12 protein-coding genes are annotated in these 25,152 nt (G+C 65.7%); 9 read left to right on the plus strand and 3 right to left on the minus strand.

The features are described 5' to 3' along the window. Window positions 1-192 precede the first annotated feature (192 nt). Window positions 193-13,140 (plus strand): non-ribosomal peptide synthetase, encoded by a 12,948-nt coding sequence (locus P5705_RS20720; RefSeq protein ID WP_277462778.1) that lies wholly within the window; start codon window positions 193-195, stop codon window positions 13,138-13,140. 79 nt (window positions 13,141-13,219) lie between these two features. Here P5705_RS20720 and dsbG read toward each other — a convergent pair whose 3' ends face one another. From dsbG to dsbD, 3 genes are read right to left on the minus strand one after another with little or no spacing between them, the layout of a single operon-like run. Continuing rightward, window positions 13,220-13,978, minus strand: coding sequence for a thiol:disulfide interchange protein DsbG (gene dsbG / locus P5705_RS20725; protein WP_277462779.1), 759 nt, complete (start codon window positions 13,976-13,978; stop codon window positions 13,220-13,222). A 1-nt stretch (window position 13,979) separates the two neighbouring features. After that, window positions 13,980-14,810 (minus strand): TlpA family protein disulfide reductase, encoded by an 831-nt coding sequence (locus P5705_RS20730; protein WP_277462780.1) that lies wholly within the window; start codon window positions 14,808-14,810, stop codon window positions 13,980-13,982. Continuing rightward, entirely contained in the window at window positions 14,810-16,525 is a 1,716-nt protein-coding gene (dsbD, locus tag P5705_RS20735) for a protein-disulfide reductase DsbD (protein WP_277462781.1), read from the minus strand. The genes P5705_RS20730 and dsbD overlap by 1 nt, the downstream gene beginning before the upstream one ends. 415 nt (window positions 16,526-16,940) lie before the next feature. Here dsbD and P5705_RS20740 point away from each other — a divergent pair, with 415 nt between their 5' ends. The 8 genes from P5705_RS20740 to P5705_RS20775 all read left to right on the plus strand — a co-directional run bounded on the left by P5705_RS20740 (window position 16,941) and on the right by P5705_RS20775 (window position 25,007). Continuing rightward, entirely contained in the window at window positions 16,941-17,555 is a 615-nt protein-coding gene (locus P5705_RS20740; RefSeq protein ID WP_277462782.1) for a YjfI family protein, read from the plus strand. A gap of 17 nt (window positions 17,556-17,572) precedes the next feature. Beyond that, window positions 17,573-18,271, plus strand: a complete 699-nt coding sequence (locus P5705_RS20745; protein WP_277462783.1) for a PspA/IM30 family protein — start codon at window positions 17,573-17,575, stop codon at window positions 18,269-18,271. Window positions 18,272-18,609: 338 nt separating this feature from the next. Continuing rightward, on the plus strand, window positions 18,610-19,269 hold the full coding sequence (locus tag P5705_RS20750) for a DUF2491 family protein (protein WP_277462784.1): 660 nt from the start codon (window positions 18,610-18,612) through the stop codon (window positions 19,267-19,269). A gap of 12 nt (window positions 19,270-19,281) precedes the next feature. Next, window positions 19,282-19,707, plus strand: coding sequence for a DUF350 domain-containing protein (locus P5705_RS20755; protein WP_213660316.1), 426 nt, complete (start codon window positions 19,282-19,284; stop codon window positions 19,705-19,707). A 25-nt stretch (window positions 19,708-19,732) separates the two neighbouring features. Further along, window positions 19,733-20,482: a DUF1190 domain-containing protein gene (locus tag P5705_RS20760; RefSeq protein ID WP_277462785.1), complete on the plus strand. Its 750-nt coding sequence runs from the start codon at window positions 19,733-19,735 to the stop codon at window positions 20,480-20,482. 2 nt (window positions 20,483-20,484) lie between these two features. Further along, window positions 20,485-21,642, plus strand: a complete 1,158-nt coding sequence (locus P5705_RS20765; protein ID WP_277462786.1) for a glutathionylspermidine synthase family protein — start codon at window positions 20,485-20,487, stop codon at window positions 21,640-21,642. An 84-nt stretch (window positions 21,643-21,726) separates the two neighbouring features. Next, window positions 21,727-22,389 carry a hypothetical protein gene (locus P5705_RS20770; RefSeq protein WP_277462787.1) on the plus strand — a complete coding sequence of 221 codons (663 nt, stop codon included), beginning with the start codon at window positions 21,727-21,729 and terminating at the stop codon, window positions 22,387-22,389. Window positions 22,390-23,855: 1,466 nt separating this feature from the next. Further along, window positions 23,856-25,007: a JmjC domain-containing protein gene (locus tag P5705_RS20775; RefSeq protein WP_277462788.1), complete on the plus strand. Its 1,152-nt coding sequence runs from the start codon at window positions 23,856-23,858 to the stop codon at window positions 25,005-25,007. Window positions 25,008-25,152 lie beyond the last annotated feature (145 nt).

Raw genomic sequence — 25,152 nt, forward strand, 5'->3', positions numbered from 1 at the left:
GGTTCTAAGCCGCGGGCTGTGACGGCCTTCAACTTTTCCCGTCGGTCGCGTCCCGCCCTTCGGGCCGGCCAAGCTAATTTCTTCCCCGGGCCATCCGTTCCCCTGTGTACATCCGGCTGCCGAGCGCCGCCTGCCCTGATGGGCGGGGCGCCGCTCTGGCACGACTTACCCAGACACTGGCAGGAACATTCCATGACGGACGCCTTCGAACTCCCGCACTCGCTGGTCCAGGCCCTGGCGCAACGCGCCGCCCAGACCCCGGACCGGATCGCCTTGCGCTTCCTGGCCGACGCGCCCGGCGAGCAGGCCGTGCTCAGCTACCGGGACCTCGACCAGCGCGCACGGACCATCGCGGCCGCGTTGCAGGCCAGGGCAGGTTTCGGCGACCGTGCGGTGCTGCTGTTCCCCAGTGGGCCGGACTATGTCGCGGCGTTCTTCGGCTGCCTCTACGCCGGGGTCATCGCTGTGCCGGCCTATCCGCCGGAGTCGTCGCGCCAGCACCATCAGGAGCGGCTGCTGTCGATCATCGCCGACGCCGAACCGCGCCTGCTGCTGACAGTAGAAGCGCTGCGCGGCAGTTTGCAGGGGCTGGAAGCGCTCACCGGCAGCCAAGCCCCTGGCTTGCTGGCGGTGGACCGGCTGGACCCGGTGCTCGCGGACCAGTGGCGCGAGCCGGCGCTGGCGGGGGATGACATCGCCTTCCTGCAGTACACCTCCGGCTCCACCGCGCTACCCAAGGGCGTGCAGGTCAGCCACGGCAACCTGGTGGCCAACGAGCAGTTGATCCGTCACGGCTTCGGCATCGATGTGAACCCCGACGACGTCATCGTCAGCTGGTTGCCGCTGTATCACGACATGGGGCTGATCGGCGGCCTGCTGCAGCCGATCTTCAGTGGTGTGCCGTGCGTGCTGATGTCGCCGGGCTACTTCCTTGCCCGGCCGTTGCGCTGGTTGCAGGCGATCAGCGAGTACGGCGGCACCATCAGCGGCGGCCCGGACTTCGCCTACCGCCTGTGCAGCGAACGGGTCAGCGAGGCCGCGCTGGCCGGGCTCGACCTGAGCCGCTGGCGCGTGGCTTATTCCGGCTCCGAGCCGATCCGCCAGGACAGCCTCGAAACCTTTGCCGGGAAATTCGCCGCCTGTGGTTTCCAAGCCAGCAGCTTCTTCGCCAGCTACGGCCTGGCCGAGGCCACCCTGTTCGTCAGCGGCAGCCGTCGTGGCCAGGGCATCGGCGCCCTGGAACTGGATGCCGAGGCCTTCGCCGCCAACCGCGCCGAGCCAGGCCAGGGCAGTGTGCTGATGAGCTGCGGCTACCCGCAGCCGGGCCATGCGGTGCAAGTTGTCGAGCCTCAACGCCTGGAGGTGTTGGGCGACAACTGCGTCGGCGAGATCTGGGCCGGCGGCCCGAGCATCGCCCTTGGCTACTGGCGCAACCCCGAAGCCAGCGCCCGCACCTTCGTCGAGATGGACGGCCAGACCTGGCTGCGCACCGGCGACCTGGGCTTCATGCGTGACGGCGAAGTGTTCGTCACCGGGCGGCTGAAGGACATGCTCATCGTCCGTGGCCAGAACCTCTACCCGCAAGACCTGGAAAAGACCCTGGAGCGTGAGGTCGAGGTGCTGCGCAAGGGCCGTGTCGCGGTGTTCGCCGTCGACGATCAGGGCGAGGAGGGCATTGGCGTGGCGGTGGAGATCAGCCGCAACGTGCAGAAGTCGACACCGCCCGAGGCACTGATCAACACCCTGCGCCGGGTCATCGCCGATGCCTGCCGCCAGGCGCCGGCGGTGGTGCTGCTGCTCAACCCGGGCGCGTTGCCCAAGACCTCCAGCGGCAAACTGCAGCGCTCGGCCTGCCGCCTGCGCATGAACGACGGCGGCCTGGATTGCTATGCGCGCTTCCCGGCACAGGCCCAGGCATCGACCGGTGAAACCGAGGGTGACGACCTGCAGGCGTGCATCGCCGCAGTATGGCGCGACCTGCTCAAGGTCGAAGCCGTGGCGGCCGACGATCACTTCCTGCTGCTGGGCGGCAACTCCATCGCCGCGACCCAGGTGACCGCGCGCCTGTCCGATGAACTGGGCATGGCGCTGAGCCTGCGCACGCTGTTCGAGGCGCCGACCCTGGCCGAGTACTCGGCGGCGGTGGCGGCCATCCTCGCCGAAGGCGGCGAGGGTGTCGGGCGCATTGCCCTGCAAGGCCGCGGCCAGGCCTTGCCGCAATCGTTGGCACAGAATCGCCTGTGGCTGATGTGGCAACTGGAGCCGCAATCGGCCGCCTATAACATTCCTGCCGGCTTGCACCTGCGTGGCGAGTTGGACGAAGCCGCGCTTGAGGCGAGCTTCCAGGCCCTGGTTGCACGCCACGAGTCCCTGCGCACCGTGTTCGACGAGAGCGATGGCCAGGCACTGCAGCGTATCCTGCCGAGTTCGCCGCTCACCGTGACGAGGCTCGACCTGGAAGGGCTGGATGCCGAGGACGTGGCTGCCCGTCGCGAGCGTGAAGCGCAGCAACCGTTCGACCTGCGTGTCGGCCCGCTGCTGCGGGTCACCCTGGCGCGCCTGGACGACGAAACCCATCAACTGTGGGTGACCCTGCACCACATCGTCGCCGATGGCTGGTCGCTGAACATCCTGCTCGACGAGTTCGCCCGCCTGTATGCCGCGCAAGGCCAGGCCGCGAACCTGGCCGAGCTGCCCCTGGGCTACGCCGACTACGGCAACTGGCAGCGCCAGTGGCTGGCCGAGGGCGAGGCCGCCCGGCAACTGGCGTACTGGGCCGACACGCTGGGCGATGAACTGCCGGTGCTTGACCTGAGCACCGACCAGCCACGCGGCAACCAACGCAAGCACAGCGCGGCGCGCCTGAGCCTGAAGGTACCGGCCAAGCTCGGCGGCGCCCTGAAAGACCTGGCCCGCGACCAGCAGGCCAGCCTGTTCATGGTGCTGCTGGCCGGCTGGCAAGCGCTGCTGCACCGCTACACGGGCCAAGGCGATATCCGTGTCGGTGTGCCCAACGCCAACCGCCCGCGCCTGGAAACCCAGGGCCTGGTCGGCTTCTTCATCAACACCCAGGTACTGCGCGCCGAGCTCGAGGGGCGCCTGCCGTTCGAGCAGCTACTGGCCCAGGTGCGCCGAGCCACGCTCGAGGCCCAGGCCCACCAGGACCTGCCGTTCGAGCAATTGCTCGAAGCCTTGCCCCAGGCCCGTGAGCAGGGCCTGTTCCAGGTGATGTTCAACCACCAGCAACGTGACCTTTCGGCCCTGCGCCGCCTGCCCGGCCTGCTCGCCGAAGAGCTGCCGTGGCACAGCCGCGAGGCCAAGTTCGACCTGCAACTGCACAGCGAAGAGGATCATCAGGGCCGCCTGAGCCTGGCCTTCGACTATGCCGACGAACTGTTCGACGCCAGCACCATCAAGCGCCTGGCCAATCACCTGCTGGCCCTGCTGGAGCAAGTCTGCGCCCAGCCGGCGTTGGCCCTGGGCGACGTGCGCCTGCTGGACGAGGAGGGCCGCGCGCAGCTGCTGGCCTGGGGGCAGGCGCCGATGGCGGCCGCGCCACGCTTGCTGGTCGAGCAGCTCAACGAGCAGGCTCGCCTGACCCCTGAGCGCACCGCGCTGGTGTGGGAGGGTGGCCAGCTCGACTACGCCGAACTGCACCAGCAGGCCAACCGCCTGGCCCATTACCTGCGCGACAAGGGCGTCGGCCCGGACACCTGCGTGGCCATCGCCATCGAGCGTTCGCCGCAACTGCTGGTCGGTTTGCTGGCCATTCTCAAGGCCGGTGGCGCATACGTGCCGCTGGATGTCGACTACCCGGCCGAGCGCCTGGCGTACATGCTGGGCGACTGCCAGGCCAACCTGCTGCTCAGCCACAGCGGCCTGCTCGAGCGCCTGCCGCAGGTCGATGGTGTCAGCGCCATCGCCCTCGACCAGCTTCATCTGGACAGCTGGCCAAGCCAGGCCCCCGGCCTGCACCTGCACGGCGACAACCTCGCCTACGTGATCTACACCTCCGGCTCCACTGGCCAGCCCAAGGGCGTCGGCAATACCCATGCCGCATTGGCCGAGCGCCTGCACTGGATGCAGGCGACCTATGCGCTGGACACCACCGATGTGCTCATGCAGAAGGCGCCGATCAGCTTCGACGTCTCGGTGTGGGAATGCTTCTGGCCGCTGATCACTGGTTGCCAACTGGTGCTGGCCGGCCCCGGCGAGCACCGCGACCCGCAGCGCATCGCCCAGCTGATCCAGCAGCACCAGGTGACCACGCTGCACTTCGTGCCGCCGCTGTTGCAGGTGTTCGTCCAGGAACCGTTGGCCGCCGGCTGCACCAGCCTGCGCCGGCTGTTCTCTGGTGGCGAGGCACTGTCCGCCGCGCTGCGTGACCGTGTGCTGCAACTGTTGCCGCAGGCCCAGTTGCACAACCGCTATGGCCCGACCGAAACCGCGATCAACGTCACCCACTGGCATTGCCAGGGCAGCGATGGCGAACGTTCACCGATTGGCCGCCCACTGGGCAATGTGCTGTGCCGGGTGCTGGACGATGAATTCGAACTTGCCGCCCCCGGCGTGCCGGGTGAGCTGTGCCTGGGGGGCGTGGGCCTGGCCCGTGGCTACCTGGGCCGCCCAGGGCTGACCGCCGAGCGTTTCGTGCCCCAGCCCGACGGCGACGGCGCACGCCTGTACCGCAGTGGCGACCGTGCCCGCTGGCATGTGCCAGGTGAAGCCCTGGACTACCTCGGTCGTCTCGACCAGCAGGTCAAGGTGCGTGGCTTCCGCGTCGAACCGGAGGAGGTGCAGGCCGTGCTGCTGGCCCAGCCAGGGGTCGAGCAGGCCCTGGTGCTGATCCACCGGGACGCCGTTGGCGCCCAACTGGTTGGCTACTACAGCGGGGGCGCGCAGAACGACGGGTTGCTGGCTGCCCTGGCCGAGCGTCTGCCGGCGTACATGGTACCGGCACAACTGATCCACCTGGCGCGGATGCCCCTGGGCCCAAGTGGCAAGGTCGACCGCAAGGCTCTGCCGGCGCCGGTGTGGCAGCAGCGCGAGCATGTCGAGCCGCACAGTGAATTGCAGCGGCAGGTCGCGGCCATCTGGCGTGAGGTGCTGAACCTGCCGCAGGTCGGTTTGCAGGATGATTTCTTCGCCCTCGGCGGCCACTCGCTGCTGGCCACCCAGATCGTTTCGCGCACCCGTCAGGCGCTGGATGTCGAGCTGCCGCTCAAGGCGCTGTTCGAAACCCGCGAGCTGGGCGCCTTCTGCGCCGAGATCGCTCGCCTACAAGCCAGTGGCGAACGCAACCTGCAAGGCGCGATCGCCCGTGTCGACCGCCGCCAGGCCGTGCCACTTTCGTACTCGCAGCAGCGCATGTGGTTCCTCTGGCAGATGGAGCCGGGCAGCCCGGCGTACAACGTCGGCGGCATGGCACGGTTCAAGGGTGTGCTGCATGTGGACGCCTTCGAGCGCGCCCTGCAGGCCCTGATCGTGCGCCATGAAACCCTGCGCACCACCTTCCCGAGCATCGACGGCAAGCCTTACCAGTGCGTGGCGGGCGACAGCAATCTACAGCTGCACTGGCACGACTTCAGCAGCGACGCCGCCGAGGTTCGCCAGCAACGCCTGCAGCAATTGGCCGACGACCAGGCGCACCAGCCCTTCGACCTGGAGCGCGGCCCGCTGCTGCGCGCCTGCCTGGTCAAGGCCGACGAGCGCGAGCACTACTTCGTGCTCACCCTGCACCACATCGTCACCGAAGGCTGGGCCATGGACATCTTCGCCCGCGAGCTGGGCGAGCTGTACGAGGCCTTCGTCGACGAGCGCGAGTCGCCGCTGGCGCCGCTGCCGGTGCAGTACCTCGACTACAGCGTCTGGCAGCGCCAGTGGCTGGAGGGCGGCGAGGGCGCGCGCCAGCTGGCCTACTGGAAAGACCGCCTGGGCGACGAGCACCCCGTGCTGGCCTTGCCGGCCGACCGCCCGCGCCCAGTGGTGCAGAGCCACCGTGGCGAGCTGTACCGGTTCGACCTGGCCCCGGCACTGGTCGAACGCGTGCACGGGTTCAACAGCCAGCGCGGCCTGACCTTGTTCATGACCATGACCGCCACCCTGGCTGCGCTGCTGCACCGCTACAGCGGCCAGCGCGACCTGCGCATCGGCGCGCCGGTGGCCAACCGCATCCGCCCGGAAAGCGAAGGGCTGATCGGCGCCTTCCTCAACACCCAGGTACTGCGTTGCGAGGTGGATGGGCAGATGAGCGCCGACGCGCTGCTCGAACAGGTGCGCCAGGCCATCATCGACGGCCAGTCGCACCAGGACCTGCCGTTCGAACAACTGGTCGAAGCGCTGCAACCGCCGCGCTCCAGCGCTTACAACCCGCTGTTCCAGGTGATGTGCAACGTGCAGCGCTGGGCCTTCCAACAGAGCCGTGAGCTGGTGGGCATGCAGGTGGACTACCTGGTCAACGATGCCAGCGCCACCAAGTTCGACCTGTACCTGGAAGTCACCGACCTCGACGGCCGCCTGGGCTGCTGCTTCACCTACAGCCGCGACCTGTTCGACGAGCCGCGCATCGCGCGCATGGCCGAGCACTGGCAGCACTTGCTGGTGGCCTTGCTCGACAACCCTCGGCAGCGCCTGTGCGAGTTGCCAATGCTGGCCGAGGCCGAGCAGCAGGTGCTGGTCGGCCAGCTCCAGGGCGAGCAGGACTTCGAACTCACCCAGACGCTCCACGGCCTGTTCGCCGCCCAGGCCGAGCGCACGCCGCAGGCGCTGGCGCTGACCTTCGCCGGCACCCACCTGAGCTACGCCGAGCTCGACCAGCAGGCCAACCGCCTGGCCCGCGCCCTGCGCGAGCGCGGGGTCGGCCCGCAGGTGCGGGTGGGCCTGGCGCTGGAGCGTTCGCTGCAGATGGTGGTCGGCCTGCTGGCCATTCTCAAGGCCGGTGGCGCCTATGTGCCGCTGGACCCTGAGTACCCGCTCGATCGCCTGCGCTACATGATCGAGGACAGCCGCCTCGGGCTGTTGATCGGCCAGCGCGGGCTGCTCGACACTCTGGGCGAGCTGCCCGAGGGCGTCGCCCGCTGGAGCCTGGAGGACGATGCCGCCAGCCTGGCCGCCTACAGCGACGCGCCGCTGGACAACCTCAACCTGCCGCAGCACCAGGCCTACCTGATCTACACCTCCGGCTCCACCGGCAAGCCCAAGGGCGTGGTGGTCAGCCATGGCGAGATCGCCATGCACTGCCAGGCGGTCATCGCTGAATTCGGCATGCGCAGCGACGACTGCGAGCTGCACTTCTATTCGATCAACTTCGACGCCGCCAGCGAACGCTTGCTGACGCCGCTGCTGTGTGGCGCCCGTGTGGTGCTGCGGGCCCAGGGCCAGTGGGGCGCCGAAGAGATCTGCCAGCTGGTGCGCGAGCAGCAGGTGAGCATTCTCGGCTTCACCCCGAGCTACGGCAGCCAGCTGGCCCAGCATCTGGCCGGGCAGGGCGAGCAACTGCCGGTGCGTCTGGTGATCACCGGGGGCGAGGCGCTGACCGGCGAGCATCTGCAACGCATTCGCCAGGCCTTCGTGCCCCAGCAGTTCTTCAACGCCTACGGCCCGACCGAAACCGTGGTCATGCCGCTGGCGTGCCTGGCGCCGGACACGCTGCCCGTCGATGCCGGCAGCGTGCCGATCGGCCGGGTGATCGGTGCCCGCACCGCCTATATCCTCGACGAGGACCTGGCCCTGCTGCCGCAAGGTGGCATCGGTGAGCTGTATGTAGGCGGCGCGGGCCTGGCCCAGGGTTATCACGACCGCCCGGGGCTCAGCGCCGAGCGTTTCGTCGCCGACCCGTTCAGCCATGACGGTGGCCGCCTGTACCGCACTGGCGACCTGGTGCGCCTGCGCGCCGATGGCCTGGTGGAGTACGTCGGCCGTGCCGACCAGCAGGTGAAGATCCGCGGTTTCCGTATCGAGCTGGGCGAGATCGAAAGCCGCCTGCAGGAGCATGCCGATATCGAGGAGGCCGTGGTGCTGGCCCTCGACCTGCCAGGTGGCAAGCAACTGGTGGGTTACCTGGTCTGCCCGCAGGCCAGTGGCAACCCGGCTGCCCAGGCCGCGCTGCGCGAAGCGGTCAAGGCCGAGGCTCGCCTGCACCTGCCGGACTACATGGTGCCGGCGCACCTGGTGCTGCTCGAGCGCCTGCCGCTGATGGGCAACGGCAAGCTCGACCGCCGCGCGCTGCCGGCCCCGGACCTGGAGCAGGCGCGCCAGCACTACCAGGCCCCGGCCAACGAACTGGAAACCCAGCTGGCGCAGGTCTGGCGCGAAGTGCTCAACGTCTCGCGCATCGGTGTGCAGGACAACTTCTTCGAACTGGGCGGCGACTCGATCCTGTCGATCCAGGTGGTCAGCCGTGCTCGTCAGCTGGGGCTGCAGTTCACCCCGCGCGACCTGTTCCAGCACCAGACCATCCAGACCCTGGCCGCCGTGGTCACTCGCAGTGAGGCACCTGGCGATATCGAACAAGGCCAGCGCCAGGGGCGCACCGGCCTGACCCCGATCCAGCACTGGTTCTTCGACAGCGAAGTGCCGCAGCCGCAGCACTGGAACCAGGCTGTCTTGCTGCAGGTGCTTCAGCCCTTGCAAGCCGGGGTACTGGAGCAGGCCTTGAACGTGCTGGTGGCGCATCACGACAGCCTGCGCCTGCACTTCGAGCAGCACAATGGACGTTGGCTGGGCAGCTATGGCCAGCCGACGGCCCAACCGCTGTTGTGGACGGCCACGGTTGCCGACTTCGATGAGTGCCAGGCGCTCTGCACCGATGTGCAGCGCAGCCTCGACCTGGCACAGGGACCGCTGCTGCGCGCGCTGCTGGTGACCGACGGGCAGGGCGCGCAACGCCTGTTGCTGGCGATCCACCACCTGGTGGTCGACGGTGTGTCCTGGCGTGTGCTGCTGGAAGACTTGCAGGCGCTGTATCGCGGCGAAACCCTCGCGGCCAAGACCCACGCCATGGGCGACTGGGCCGCGCGCCTGGCCAGCTATGCTGGCAGCGACTCGCTGTGTGACGAGTTGGCTTGGTGGGAAGGCCAGTTGGGCTGTGCCCGCCATGAACTGCCGTGCGATCACCCGCAAGGCGAGAACCTGAATCGTCATGCGCGCAGCGTGGCCATCGATCTGGATGTAGAGCAGACCCGTCAGTTGCTGCAACAGGCCCCGGCGGCCTATCACACCCAGGTCAACGACCTGCTGCTGACCGCCCTGGCCCGTACGCTGTGCCGCTGGAGTGGCGATGAACAAGTGCTGGTGCAGTTGGAAGGCCATGGCCGTGACGGGCTGTTCGAGGACATGGACCTGACCCGCAGTGTCGGCTGGTTCACCAACGCCTACCCGCTGAGCCTGACCCCCGCCGTGGGCGAGGACGAGCCGGCCCGCGCGGCGTCGATCAAACGCATCAAGGAGCAACTGCGCCAGGTGCCGCACAAAGGGCAGGGCTACGGCGTGCTGCGCTACCTGGCCGATGACGCCGACCGTGAGCGCATGGCCGCGCTGCCCCAGGCGCGCATCACCTTCAACTACCTCGGTCAGTTCGACCAGCAGTTCGATACGGCCGCGCTGTTCCAGCCGCTCGACGCCCCGGCCGGCCTGGCCCATGACCTGGATGCGCCGCTGCCCAACTGGCTCAGTGTCGACGGCCAGGTCTACGGCGGCGCCCTGCAACTGCGCTGGAGCTTCAGCGCCGAGCGTTACGACGAGGCAACCATCGCCGCCCTGGCCGAGGCCTATCGCCAGGAACTGCTGGCCCTGATTGCTCACTGCCTGGTGGATGGCAATGGCAGCTTCACGCCATCGGACTTCCCGCTGGCGCAACTGAGCCAGGAGCAGATCGACGGGTTGCCGGTACCGGCCGCCGAGATCGAGGACGTCTACCCGCTGACGCCGATGCAGGAAGGCCTGCTGCTGCACACCCTGCTGGAGCCGGGCACCGGCCTGTACTACATGCAGGACCGCTATCGCATCAACAGCGCCCTGGACCCCGAGCGCTTCGCCCAGGCCTGGCAGGCCGTGGTGGCGCGCCACGAAGCCCTGCGCGCGTCGTTCAGCTGGAACGCCGGCGAAGCGATGCTGCAGATCATCCACAAGCCGGGCCACACGCCGGTGGACTACCAGGACTGGCGCGGCCTCGACGAGGCCACCCAGGAGGCGCGCCTGCAGGCCCTGCACAAGCAGGAGCGCGAGGCCGGCTTCGAGCTGCTGCGCGAGGCACCGTTCCACCTGCGCCTGGTGCGGGTGGGCGACGCGCGCTATTGGTTCATGATGAGCAACCACCACATCCTCATCGATGCCTGGTGCCGTTCGCTGCTGATGAACGACTTCTTCGAGCTCTACCAGGCCCTCGGCGAAGGCCGCCAGGCGCAACTGCCGGTGCCGCCGCGCTACCGCGACTATATCGGTTGGTTGCAGCGCCAGGACCTGGGCGAGGCGCGCCAGTGGTGGCAGGACAACCTGGCCGGTTTCGAACGCGCCACGGCAATCCCCAGCGACCGCCCGCTGCGCCATGACCATGCCGGCGATGGCATGGTGGTCGGCGATTGCTACACCCGCCTCGACGTTGCCGAGGGTGCCCGCCTGCGCGAGCTGGCCCAGGCCCACCAGTTGACCGTCAACACCTTCGCCCAGGCGGCCTGGGCCTTGACCCTGGCACGCTACAGCGGCGAGCGCGACGTGGTGTTCGGCGTCACCGTGGCCGGGCGCCCGGTGAGCCTGCCGCAGATGCAGCGCACGGTCGGCCTGTTCATCAACAGCATCGCCCTGCGCGTGCAGTTGCCGCAGCCCGGCGAGCGCGCCAGCGTGCGCCAGTGGCTGCAAGGTTTGCTGGACCGCAACATGCAGCTGCGCGAGTACGAGTACCTGCCGCTGGTGGCGATCCAGGAGTGCAGCGAGCTGCCCAAGGGCCAGCCGCTGTTCGACAGCCTGTTCGTGTTCGAGAACGCCCCGGTGGAAACCGCCGTGCTCGACCACGCCCAGCACCTGAACGCCAGCTCCGATTCGGGCCGCACCCACACCAATTTCCCGCTGACTGCGGTGTGCTACCCGGGCGACGACCTGGGCCTGCACCTGTCGTTCGACCAGCGCTACTTCGATTACCCGACTGTCGAGCGCCTGCTGGCCGAGTTCAAGCGCCTGTTGCTGGCGCTGGTCGAGGGCTTCGAAGGGGAGGTGGGCGAGCTGCCGCTGCTGGGTGCCGAAGAGCAGCGTTTCCTGCTCGACGACTGCAACCGCACCGAGCATGCCTATCAGCTGGAGCAGAGCTATGTCGAGCTGTTCGAGGCGCGGGTCGCCGCCCATCCGCAACGCACCGTTGCCCGTTGCCTGGACGCCGCGTTCGACTATGCCGGGCTTAACCTGGCGGCCAACCGCCTGGGCCATGCCCTGGTCGCGGCAGGTGTGGCCGTCGACCAGCCGGTGGCGCTGCTGGCCGAGCGGGGCTTGGCATTGCTGGGCATGATCGTCGGCAGCTTCAAGGCGGGCGCTGGCTACCTGCCGCTGGATCCAGGCTTGCCGTCGGCGCGCCTGCAACGCATCGTCGAGCTGAGCCGCACGCCGGTACTGGTGTGCAGCGCCGCCTGCGCCGAGCAGGCACGACTACTGCTCGATGAAGTGGCCGGGGCGGTGCGGCCCAAGCTGCTGGTGTGGGAAGAGGTGCAGGCGAGCAACGTCGCCAGCCACAACCCAGGCATTCACAGCGGCCCGGATAACCTCGCCTACGTGATCTACACCTCGGGCTCCACCGGCTTGCCCAAGGGCGTGATGGTCGAGCAGCGCGGCATGCTCAACAACCAGTTGAGCAAGGTGCCATACCTGGCCCTCGACGAGCAGGATGTGATCGCCCAGACCGCCTCGCAAAGCTTCGACATCTCGGTGTGGCAGTTCCTCGCCGCGCCGCTGTTCGGGGCCAAGGTGGAGATCGTGCCGAACGCCATCGCCCATGATCCGCAAGGCTTGCTGGCTCACGTACAGGCCACCGGCATCACTGTGCTGGAAAGCGTGCCGTCGCTGATCCAGGGCATGTTGGCCAACGACCACCAGGCCCTTGACGGCCTGCGCTGGATGCTGCCGACCGGCGAGGCGATGCCACCGGAACTGGCCGCGCAATGGCTGCAGCGGTATCCGGCCATCGGCCTGGTCAACGCCTATGGCCCGGCGGAGTGCTCGGACGATGTGGCGTTCTTCCGCGTGGACCTTGAGTCGACCCAGGGCAGCTACCTGCCGATCGGCATGCCGACCGACAACAATCGCCTTTACCTGCTGGGCGAGGATCAGGCCCTGGTACCGCTGGGCGCGGTGGGCGAGCTGTGCGTCGCCGGCACTGGCGTGGGCCGAGGTTATGTCGGCGACCCGGTGCGCACCGCGCAGGCCTTCATCCCGCATCCCTACGGTGCGCCGGGTGAGCGCCTGTACCGCACTGGCGACCTGGCCCGCCGCCGTCCGGATGGCGTGCTGGAGTATGTCGGCCGTATCGACCATCAGGTGAAGATTCGCGGCTACCGCATCGAGCTGGGCGAGATCGAGGCGCGCCTGCACGAACAGCCGGAACTGCGCGATGCCGCCGTGGGCGTGCAGGAGGGCGCCAACGGCAAGCACCTGGTCGGCTACCTGGTGGCGCACCAGGGGGTCGAGGCCGATGCTTCGTTGCTCGATCAGCTCAAGCAACGGCTGCGTGCCGAGTTGCCGGAATACATGGTGCCGCTGCACTGGGGCTGGTTCGACAGCCTGCCGCACAACGCCAACGGCAAGCTCGACCGCAAGGCGTTGCCGGCCATCGACATCGGTGGCCAGCACAGCCAGGCCTACCTGGCGCCGCGCAACGAACTGGAGGAGACCCTTGCCGGTATCTGGGCCGATGTGCTCAAGGCCGAGCGGGTAGGGGTGCGCGACAACTTCTTCGAGCTGGGCGGGCATTCGCTGCTGGCCACGCAGATCGCCTCGCGGGTGCAGAAGGCATTGAGTTTGAACGTGCCGTTGCGGGCGATGTTCGAGTGCAGCACGGTGGAAGAGTTGGCCGCCTATGTGCAGGGGCTGCAGGGCAGTGCGCTGGACGATGACAAGGTCGATCGCTTGAGTGACCTGATGGCGGAGCTGGAAGCGCTCTGACGGGTTCGCCGGCAAGCCGGCTCCTACGGGTATCGCATCCTGTAGGAGCCGGCTTGCCGGCGAAAGGGCCGGAACAGGCTCAGCGCTTGCCGAGAATCTTGCCCAGCATCTCCGGTCGCGGCGCCCCTTGCTGGCTCTGCAACTGGCCCTTCTCATCCTGGTAGAAGATCGCCGGCGTCGCCGCCAGCCCCAGCTCTTCCATCAGCGCCATGTTGCCTTCGAGCTTCTTCTGCACTGCCTCGGGCACCTTCTCCAGGGCTTTCAGGGTACTGGCCTTGCCAGCCTTCTCGTGGGTTTGCAACGCCTTGGCCGGGTCCTTGGCGGCCAGCAGGGCGGCGGACTTGCCCGGGCTGTCCTCGCGGATGATGCCGACCATGATGTGGCGCAACTGCACCTTGCCCGATTCCACCCACGGCCGCGCCTGCTCCCAGAACATGTTGCAGTACGGGCAGTTGGGGTCGCTGAACAGGTAGACGATACGCGGCGCATCGACCTTGCCGTCCTGGATCCAGGCGGCCTTTTCCATCTTCGCCCAGATCGCCTTGCTCATGGGCGCGTACACCAGCTTCTCCAGCGGCTCGGCGCTGAGGTCCTTGCCTTGCTCGTCGAACAGGCTGCCCACCAGCACATGCTTGCCGTCTGGCGTGAGGTACAGGGCGATGCCGTTGTTGTGGTACTCGGCGGCATAGCCGCGCAGGCCGTTGGGGGCGTCGAAGCTGCCCTTGATCACGGCGCCCTTGGCCTGCAGTTGCTGGATCGGCTTGGGCAGCTCTTCCGCTTGCAGCACGGGGGCGGCGAGCAGGGCGAGGGTCAGGGGCAGCAGCGCATTCAATCGCATGTCAGTTTCCTTGTGGGGCGGGCGCGTCGGCGCGTTCGAAGGGTTCCAGGGCGTGGCGCAGGCTGGCGCGCGACAGTTCGCCCAGGTGGCTGCCGACCAGCCGGCCATCGGCGTTGTAGAACAGGGTGGTGGGCAGGGCCATGGAGCCGACCCGGCGGGCCAGCTCGCCGGTGCCGTCGAACAGCACATGGGACAGCATCAGGCCGGTGGTGGCCATGAAGGTGCTGACGTTTTCCGGGGTTTCGCCCTGGTTGACGAACAGGAAGGTCACATGGGGGTAGTCGTCCTCGGCCTGTTGCAGCACCGGCATCTCGCGGCGGCAGGGTGGGCACCAGGTGGCCCAGATGTTGATCACCAGCGGCTTGCCACGGTAGTGGTGCAGGGCCACGGCCTGGCCGCGGCTGTCGCGCAGGGTCATCTGCGGCAGTTCGGTGCCCTTGCTGTAGAGGTGGCTGGCCAGGCTGCCAAGCCCCCAGAACAGCGCGCCGCTGAACAACGCCCAGCCCAGTGGCCTGCGCAGGCCCGGGCGGCGCCATGCCTGCCAGGCGGTGCCCAGCACCACGCCCAGCAGGCCGCCCCAGAGCAGGAAGCCGCCATCGCGGATGTCGATGATCTGCAGCGGGTCGTCGCGGTACATCGGCCAGTAGGCCAGCACGAAGCCCAGGCGGGCGAACAGCAGGCCCAGCAGGAACAGGTTGAACAGCGCCGACTCGGGGTTCTCGCCGCCGCGCCTGGCCACGCGCCAGCCCACCAGGCTGGCGATACCCAGGGCCGCGAGCAGCAGCAGGTGGTTCAGGGCCATGGTCAATGGCCCGAGAGTAACGGTCAGCATCAGCCTTGACTCCTGGTCTGGGCCCAGTGCTTCAGGAAACCGGCGGCGTCGACTTCGCCGGTGATGCGCTGGGCACGGCGTTCCTCGCCTTCGGGGCCGATCCAGATCAGGCTGGGCGGGCCGGGGACCTGGTAGCGCTGCAGCAGTTCGCGGCTGGCCGGTGTGTCGGCGGTCACGTCCAGGCGGACCAGGTGAACGCCGGCCAGGCTGGCGAGTACGTCAGGGCGGGCGAATACCTGCTTTTCCATCACCTTGCACGACACGCACCAGTCGGCATAGTAGTCCAGCATCACCCACTGGCCACGGGCCTCGGCGGCATCGAGTTCGCGTTGCAGGTCGGCGGGCGCGCTGACGGTGACGAAGGTATCGTGGGCATCGACCCTTGCCGGGCCGCCAGCTTGGCCGGTGAATGGCTGCAGCGGTTGCCACAGGTCATTGCCACCAGCCGCGGCACCGACCAGCAGCAGGCCCCCCCACAATGCACCCAGCAGCGGCACCGCGCGCAGGGCCGGTAATGCGTGCAGGGCCGGCCAGGTCGCCCAGCCCAGGGCGATCAGCCAGCCCCCGGCCAGGGCCAGCAGCAGCGGTTCGGGCAGCAGGGTGCGCACGGTGTACAGGGCCATGGCCAGGAACACGAAGCCGAACACCCCCTTGACCCGGTTCATCCAGGCGCCCGGGCGTGGCAGGTAGCGGTTGCCCAGGGTCACCAGCAACAGCAGCGGCACGCCCATGCCCAGCCCCAGGCTGAACAGCACCAGCGCGCCTTGCAGCATGTCGCCGCTCTGGGCGATGTAGAGCAGGGCGCCGGCCAGCGGGGCGGTCATGCAGGGGCCGAGCAACAGGCCCGACAGGGCGCCGAGCAGCGCCGCGCCATACAGGTTGCCGCCCCGGGTGCCTTGCCCGGCGCGGTCCAGGCGGTCGCGCAGGGCGGCGGGCAGTTGCAGTTCGAAGGCGCCGAACATCGGCAGGGCGAGCAGCACGAACAGCGCCGCCAGGCTGCCCAGCAGCCAGGGTTGCTGCAACCAGGCCTGCAGGCTGGCGCCCAGCAGTGCGGCGACCACCCCCAAGGCGGCGTACACCAGCGCCATGCTCAGTACGTAGACCCCGGCCAGCAGCCAGCCGCGCCGGGCGCTGGCGCCGTTGCCCAGGACCAGCCCGGCGAGGATCGGCAGCATGGGCAGCGAGCAGGGGGTGAAGGCCAGCAGCAGGCCCAGGCCGAAGAACGCCAGCAGGCTCCAGGCCAGGGTGGACTGTTGCAGGCCGCTGGCCAGGGCCTGGTCGCTGGCCTGCGCCGTGTCCGCTGCCGGCGTCGCGCCGCCAAGCGGGATGGGCGTGGTCTGCGGTGGGTAGCACAGGCCGGCGTCGGCGCAGCCCTGCCAGCCCAGGCGCAGTTCGCCGCTGGCGCTGGCCGGCAGCAGGAGTTCCAGCTGCTCGCGGTAGACCGCGCTGTCGCCGAAGAACTCGTCGTGGTGGTTGAGGGCCGGCGGCAGCGCGGGGTGCTGGTCGGCAGGCAGGCCATCGAACTTCAGGCGCTTTTGATAGAGGTAGTAGCCGTCCTTGATCTGGAAGTGCAGGCGCATCTGGCCGTCTGGCAGGCGGTCGTGGGTCAGCACGAAGGCCTGGTCGACCGGCAGGAAGTCCGGCTTGACGGCGAAGGGATTGGCCTGGAGCGGGCCGGCGAGCAGGAATGTCAGGAACAGCAGGAGCACACGCATGTCGAGGCCTTGGCAGCGCATTGAAGGGGACCATGCTGGCCGTGGTTCATTAACCCAGGGTTAACCCGGTCCTACGGGACGGTGTTTTCTGGGGCTTTGGGTGCCTGTCTCGGGATTTGCAGTGTTCTCGAGATCGAGCGCCGCCCGCGCGGCGCATCGCGGATGAATCCGCTCCTACATTTGTTGCAACGTGCCTATGCCTGATAGGCCATGGTTGTCCGCTTTGTTGGCACGACGCGATTTTTCGGGCTGCACCTGTGTAGGAGCGGATTCATCCGCGATGCGCCGCGCGGGCGGCGCTCGATCTCATGGGCACTGCAACTCCAACGACGAACACCTCGAAAGCGCAACCCCCACTTGATACCGTCACAAAGCAGGCGTACCGTTCCTCACATGTGAGAAAAGGATACCCTCGATGGCAGGCAAGAAAAGCTCCACCGACTATATGCGAGACATGCGTGCCCGGCTCAAGGCCGCAGGCTACGTCAAGCGCGAGTTGTGGATCCTGCCCGAGCACGCCGCCGCCTTGCGCGGCATCGAGAAGGCATTACGCCAGCCCCTCGCGGGCAAACAGGTCAGAACGGAGGATTTCATGACCGAGCACAGCAACTGGACGATCGATACGCTGCACAGCGCCCTGCGCGAGTTGGACGAAGTGCGTACAGGTGCGATCGGCCTGTCCCTGCAGCAGGGTGCCGAGCCCAGCCTGAAACTGGAGATACACGAGCTGGACGGCCTGCCGCTCTACATCGCCGTGGCCGGTGAGCAGATCCTGGTCGACACGCTGCTGGTGGCGGCGAGCCAGGTCAAGGACCGTGCCGCATTCAACGACGCGGTGCTGCGTACCCGCGACGTGTTCCCGCTGTCGTCGATCGGCCTGCACACGCTGCCTTCGGGCGAGTCGGTGTACACCATGTTCGGCGCCCTGAGCGCCGCCTCGTCGCTGGACAACATCGTCCAGGAAATCCAGACCCTGGCGGAAAATGTCATCACCGCCGCCGACGATTTCGACGTCTACTTCACCCACTGATTTTCCGGAGATTCCCCATGAGCCTGTTGAAAAAGATCGTCACCGCCCTGCGTGGCGGCGCTTCGGAAGTCGGTGAGGCAATTGTCGACTCCCAAGCCCTGCGCATCCTCGACCAGGAGATCCGCGACGCCGACAACAACCTGATCGATGCGCGCAACCAGCTGGTCAAGATCATGGCCAAGCACAAGACCGCGCAGCAGCGCATCGAAGAGTTCAACAAGACCATCGGCGACTGGGAGCAGAAAGCCATCGCCGCCCTGGACAAGGGCGAGGAAGGCCTGGCCCACGAATGCGCGGCGCGCATCGCCGACCTGACCAACCAGCGCGATTCCGAACAGGCGCTGGCCGACCAGTTCGGCGCTTCGGTGAAGACCCTGAGCGACACGGTCAACAAGACCGAAGGCCAGATCAAGGGCCTCAAGCAGCAGGTGGACCTGATCAAGGCCCGCGAAAGCGTGCAGCGCGCCCAAGTGAGCGCGGCCTCGGCCACCGGTGGCGCCAACGGCAGCCTGGAAACGGCGGTGGGTTCGCTGGATCGCATCAAGAAGCGCCAGAGCGAGCGCGCCGCCGAGCTGGAAGCGGCGGCGGAGCTGGCGGGCAAGGCCGATGGCAGTGACTTGGAAGCGCGCCTGAAGGCAGCCGGCATCGGGGCCAGCAACAGCGGCGCTGACGATGTGCTGGCGCGTTTGAAGGCCAAGGCGGCGAAGCCGGAGTGATCAAGGGTGCGTGAGGCCAGCAGTGTTGTGCTGGCCTCACTGGCCTGTTCGCTCAGTAGAAGCGGCTTTAGCCGCGATCACCCGCGAAGCGGGTGCCAGATACCGCGTTGCCTGCATCGCGGCTAAAGCCGCTCCTACAGTGCATGTTGTTCCCTGTATGTCAGTAAGCGCGCACCATTGGCGCGGCCAGTGAAAACCAGTATCGTGGCGCCCCCGCCAAAGGACTGCCGCGACCCCAAGGGATTTTCCATGTCGCCCTCATCACACAGGCCCTGCCTGTTCGCGTCACCTCTGGCCTGCGTCCACGCTCCGTCACAACTTCACCAAGGAGACACCCCGTGGGTTGGTTGAAACGCTTCATGGGCTTCGAGGCGCCCAAGCCCGCAGCCACTTCCGCCAAAGCCTCCGGCAACCTGCCGTTCGGCCTGGCCAGCGGCCGCCTGATCAAGCTCGACAGCTCGCTCAAGCTGCTGCTCGACGGCCACAGCGAACTGGACGTTCCCGACCAGGAAGTGGTCTGGGCCGTCGGCGAGGTTGACCTCGGCCAGTCGATGCGCCTGGCGCGCTTCTACATGGAGGACGAGGACTACTGGCTGCAGGTGGTGATGAATGGCGCGTCGACCGACGATGTGCGCGACATCATCCTGTTCGGCTACTACAGCGCGGTGCCCATCAATAGCGACGCCGAACTCAAGCGCCTGGTCGGCCCGGACTCGAGCATCGGCCTGCCGTACTACGAGCACGAAGGTTACGAATTCGTCCGCCAGTGGGGCAGCGAGGAAGGGCAGACCGAGCTGACGCCCATCAGCGAGTGGGTGACCAGCCCCGAAACCAGCTACCGCATCCAGCACCTGTCCATGCTGTATGCCCGCGAGACCGGCCTGACCGATCGCCGCGAATTCCTCCTGCTGTCGGTGGAGGAAGACGAAGAAGGGAATGTCAGCCTCACCACCTCGGTGGGCGTCACCCTGCAATCAACGGACTTTCACGTCATCTGACAAGGATCCACCATGCTCGAAGCACTTCGCATGTCGCTCAACGCCGAGGCGGTGATCGGCTTCATCCTCTATATCAGCGTGGCGCTGGTGCTGTTCTGGGTGTTCCAGTTCATCTACACCCACCTCACCCCGCACCGCGAGTTCGCGCTGATTCGCGACAACAACAGCGCCGCCGCCATCGCCCTGGGCGGCGCGTTGATCGGCTTCTCGCTGCCGGCCAGCAACATCATCGCCTACAGTGTCAGCCTGCTCGACTTCGTGGTCTGGGTGGTGATCGCCGCGGCGGTCCAACTGCTGGCCTTCGGCATCACCAGCCTGGTGCTCAAGGGCCTGGCCAACCGTATCGCCAAAGGCGAGATGGCTGCCGCGATCTACGCCGCCGCCGTGGCGATCAGCGTGGGCTTCCTCAACTCGGCCTGCATGACCCCGTCGGTCTGACTCGTTCGCGCGCAAGGAGCCCTTCATGAGACGCAGTTCCGTCAAGCTGGTATTGGCCAGCTCCCTGCCGCTGGCGCTCAGCGCGTGCAGCGCGCCAGAGGAAACCTACACGGTCAGCAAGCGCACCAACTACACCACCGTGCAGGCTTGTGTCGACGACAAGGTGCCGGTGGACGTGTGTTCCGACGCCTACATGCAGGCGTTGGCCGACCACCGCCGCATCGCCCCCACTTACGGCGACAAGGCCGCCTGCGAGGCCGACTTCGTGCCGGACTATTGCCAGGTGGCCAGCGATGGCCGCTACATGCCGCGCCTGGGTGGCTTCGAACTGGCGGTGTCGGGCGAAGTCAGTCAGTCGCAGGTCGACGCGGCCCGCGCCCAGATCGAGAACAGCGGCCAGGGCGGCAGCGGTGGCAGCAATGTCAACGGTCTGCTCACCGGCCTGCTGCTGGGCCAGGTGCTCAGCGGCGGCAATCGCCAGTACTATTCGCAACCGGTCTACCAGTACCGTGACAGCCGTGGCGACTACCGCAACTCGACGCTGGGGCAGCAGGTCGACCAGGGCAAGCGTTTCGAGCGCTCCGACCAGGCCCAGAGCAGCAGCACTGGCAGCTACACCTACTCGGGCGGCTCCTCCAGCCGCAGCTACACCTCCAAATCGTCCACCCGCTCCAGCGTCTCCTCGTCGATCTCCCGTGGCGGCTTCGGCAGCCAGGCTACCGCGCGCAGCGGCTGGGGCGGCAAGAGCAGCGGCGGCTTCAGCTTCGGCGGTTGAGCATGCGCAGGATCAGCATCGAAGAACGCCCGGACTGGCGCGCCACCGCCGAGCGTGAGGGGTTCACCTTCCACACCATCGACGGCGAGCGCTACTGGGACGAGCGCGGCTACTACCAGTTCAGCGAAGCCCAGGTCAGTCGTGACCTGGAGGCGCCGACCCAGGCGTTGCACGCCATGTGCCTGGACGCCGTCGAGCGCATCATCGACAGCGAGGCACTGATGACGCGCCTGGCCATCCCGCCGGCGTTCTTCGACCTGGTACGCCGTTCGTGGAAGGAGGGGCAGCGCCACCTGTACGGGCGCTTCGACTTCAGCTACGACGGCAGCGGCCCGGCCAAGCTGATCGAGGCCAATTACGACACGCCGACCTCGCTCTACGAGGCAGCGGCATTCCAGTTGATCTGGCTGGAGGAGCAGATCCAGCGCGGTGTGCTGGCGCCGCACACCAGCCAGTTCAACACCCTGGCCGAGGACCTGGTGAAGGCCTTCGCCGCGTTCGAACGCGAGGGTACGTTCTACTTCTCCGCCATCGGTGGCTCGGCGGAGGACCGCGGTACCACCGACTTCCTGCGCAAGATGGCCGAGCACGTGGGGATCGCCACCCGGCACATCGATCTGGAGGATATCGGCCTGGACGGTGCGGGGCGCTTCGTCGACCTGGAAGGCCGGCCGATCCCCCGGCTGTTCAAGCTGCATGCCTGGGAGCACATCTTCCACGAGGACTTCGGCCGCGCCATCGCGGCGAGCGACACCCAGTTCATCGAGCCAGCCTGGAAGTCGCTGATCTCCAACAAGGGCATCCTGCCGCTGTTGTGGGAGTGGCACGAGGGGCATCCCAACCTGTTGCCGGCATACCTCGACCAGGACCCGCGCAGCCCGGTGCCCAAGGGCTGGGTGCGCAAGCCGTACTTCTCCCGCGAGGGCGCCAACGTCGACATCCGCACGCCCGACGACCAGCGGGTGTTCGAGGATGGGCCCTACGACGATGCGCCCTACATCCTGCAGGAATTCGCGCCGCTGCCGAAGTTCGGTGACAGTTACACCCTGATCGGTTCGTGGGTGATCGGTGACCTGGCTTCGGGCATTGGCATTCGCGAAGACGATTCGCTGATCACCAAGGACAGCTCGCGCTTCCTGCCCCATGTGGTGCTGGACTGAGCGGTATGGCAGACGTCCACGGCATTCGCTGGTAGCATCTGGCTACCATTGCTTTGCGGTATTGCCTCACACAAGGAGTGTTGGATGTTCAAGCAGCTCGCGATTGCCGGTTTCACCCTGGCCGTGGCCACCGGCGCCTCGGCCCAGGCCCAGCCGAAACTGTTCAAGGACTATGCCTACGACTCGCCACAAAGTGCCTACACCCAGGCCCAGGGCTTCGAGGATTGCAGTGACTGGGTGGGCAAGCCGGCGCTGTGCCGGGACGGGGCGACCTTCCTGGGTGAGGACTTCAGCGAGGCGCTGATCTTCACCAATGGCAAGCTGCGCATGGTGACGTTGTATACGCACGAAACCGATGGCCTGGTGGACAAGGTCGTCACGGCGATGAGCAAATCCTTCGTCATGACCATCTTTGCCGATGGCAAGACCGAAATGGACCTGATCAAGCTGGCCCGCGGCGCGAAGAACCGTGAAGAGGTGGTCAACACTCTCACGAACTTCCAGTCCAAGGCCGTCGCCAATGGCAACTATTCGGCGACGTTCATCGAAACCTTCGAGCTGCCGAAGAAGAAGCCGGCCGATGTCATCCAACTGATGATGGCCGCCCCGGAGAACGTGCGGATCGCCCAGTTGCAGGTGATGGGTGACGCGGATGACGAGTCCACGGTGATGGTGCGGTTCGCCTATCCGAAACTGGACAGCAAGGCTGCGGCCAAGCAGGTCAAGGCGGCCGACGAGGCGTTCTGAGCTAGATTGCAGGACCTCTGTAGGAGCGGCTTCAGCCGCGATCATCCGCGAAGCGGGTGCCAGGCACCGCGTTGCCAGCATCGCGGCTGAAGCCGCTCCTACAGAGGACTCTGTTCCCTGCTCGGCAACGCAGCCCAAAGGGCCAGGCGATCTCCTGCAGGGATCGAGCAAGGCTTGAGCCTGGCAAGCTTGCTCCCACGTCTGTGCCGTGATATCGGCGCCAGCCCGGCTATTGGGTTGCAAAGGTTGTGGCGCCCGATGGTCGGTTTCAGGCCGCGCCGGGTCCTCCTTGCACAATCCACTGGCCGTACACCATTGTGATGTGGTTGCCGTGCCGCAGTTGAACACTTCCAAGCACCCGCCTGGCACATAGATCGCTTGAGATGTAGATCTGTCACCTATCCTGATTGAATTCGGACGCTCTCTTGGTTCTACCCAGGTGGCTGTTAAGTGGATTGCTCAAGGCAAGCCGATTGTCTACTTACAGGCATCCACTGGGTAGATGGTTGAAAGTAACAATGTGCTGGCTTTTTGCTGTTGTGAAGTCTTTCGTACGGGTGTTGGTTATATCTATGGGTGTGAGTTTTTTCGGAATTGCGCGTGAGGCATTTGTTGTGGGGTGTGTCGAATGTATGGAATGAGTTTTGGAAAAACAAAGTAACAAGAAGCTATTTGAATGGGTGTTGCTGGTGCCGTAGTTTAGTTTGTCTCGATACGTGGTGTTGAGAGGCTTCATGGGTATTTTGCAGTCTAGAGTGGATTGTGGGGTGGTCTCGTGCTGGCGGAGTCTTGTTTTTTTAATGATGTTGCTGAAGTGTTAATTCATGCGACTGTTGGTTTTATGGTGTTTTCGTCCTTGTATTTTATTTGTGTGGGGTTTTGCAGGGGAGGGAGGAGCGGGAAGGGTTTAAGTGTCGCGACCTTTGTTTTGTTTATTCTGCTGTCCATCATTGTGGGTGGCAAATTAAAAAAAATGCTGTGTTTCTAAATTATGGATTTCTAGGCGGCGGGGTAGGTGTATGCGTGAGTTGACGTTATGCGATATTGAATTGGTGGCTGGAGGTGTAGGCCTGGTGGGGGCGGGAGTGGGCGCAGTGAGTGGAGCTGCTGGTTATGTGGGGTATGCATCTACATCCGGGGATGGAAGCCTACAGGGACTGGTCGGTGCAACCGTCATGGGGGCGGCGGCCGGCTTCATTGCGGGACCTGCTGGTGCGACGGCAATGCAGAGTGGAGCACATACCATTCTAGGCGTCCAAGGGGCATTTTACGGAGGTATGGTGGGAGGCTTGGCAGAGCGCGCGATAGATGCCGCAGGCACTAATTACAATAATGCAGCGGGTACTAATTATAACTGATGAAGGCAGTCGTGCCATTGATAGGTGTGCTGCCGTTGCAAAGAGAAGGTGTCGGTCAGGCGGGCGAGAGGTTTGTACCTGTTTGAATGCTATTGGAAAGGACTTCCGATGAAGATTGAATTTACGGTAGGCGCCACGGAGTTTGCGGAGCGTTATCAAGAAAAAAGGCCGATTCTGCTCAAGAAGGCTGTGTCGCCGAATATGTTTTCTTGGCGGGATGTTAATGCGATTTATGAACGCAGTGATGTCGCATCGGATGATTTTAAGCTTGCTTTCGATGGTGTTCGCCCCAAGGAAGAGTATGTCGAGCGTTATTGGGATATCGGCACGCTTCGGTGTCGCCTGATTAAGCCGGTTGTCTATGAGTACTTGCGCAAAGGGGCAACGTTGATCGTCAATAAAATTGCCAGCGAACCTAAGGTCGAGTCATTGGCCAGGTGTGTATCTGAGTATACCGGTAGACAGGTTGTAAGCAGTGCTTATGTTGCATTCGGTACGCGTGATTCGTTTCGTAGCCACTGGGACACTCGAGATGTATTTGCGATCCAGCTGATCGGTCGAAAGCGCTGGGTTGTGCATGAGCCGTCTTTTGAGTCACCACTCTATATGCAACAAAGCAAAGACTACGAGCACCTCCATCCTCGCCCGGAAACGCCTTATATGGATGTCATTCTGGAGCCCGGTGATGTGATGTATCTGCCGCGAGGCTGGTGGCACAATCCGTCACCTATCGGAGAGGCGACGTTTCACCTGGCGTTGGGCACCTTTCCAGCTTATGCCATGGACTACCTCGGGTGGTCGATGAAGCATATGCATGAACACCTGGCCACCCGTTGTTCTCTACAGGATTGGCAGAGCGATCAAGCAACGATTTCCCAGATGACACACCACTTAAGTGCTTTCCTCAACAACAAGCAAACCTATGATCAGTTCATGGACGACTTTGTCGGGGCGACACGCATGCGCTCTTCGCTCGCATTGGAAGTGTTTGGTGACTCTGCTGTAAACAGTGTCACCGAGGATGCGAGGATTCGCCTGAGCAGCAGCCTGCATCGTCTGAATGAGCGTCATGTGATTGTCAATGGAGTACGTCTGAATCTGGATGAACCTGGTGCGCAGTTGCTGAGCCACATTGCCCGGTGTCCTGGTATATCTCTCTCGAAATTGGCGAACTGCCATGTCGGTTGGACAGTCGAGCACCTGAGGCATCTGGTTTTCGACATGTGCTGCCAGGACGTCCTCGAATGGGTGCGTACTTGAAAGCGCCAGTTTCCTGGAACTGAAAGCGATTTGGGGTGGGTGCACTGTGCAGGCTCCGAGCTTTGCACGGCACCCGCTCAAAGGTCGGTTTCAGGACGCGCCAAGTCGCCCGCGCACATCTCACCCTCGCCAGACCTGCCATGCT

It is taken from the genome of Pseudomonas entomophila, assembly GCF_029478665.1.
GTDB lineage: Bacteria > Pseudomonadota > Gammaproteobacteria > Pseudomonadales > Pseudomonadaceae > Aquipseudomonas > Aquipseudomonas entomophila_F.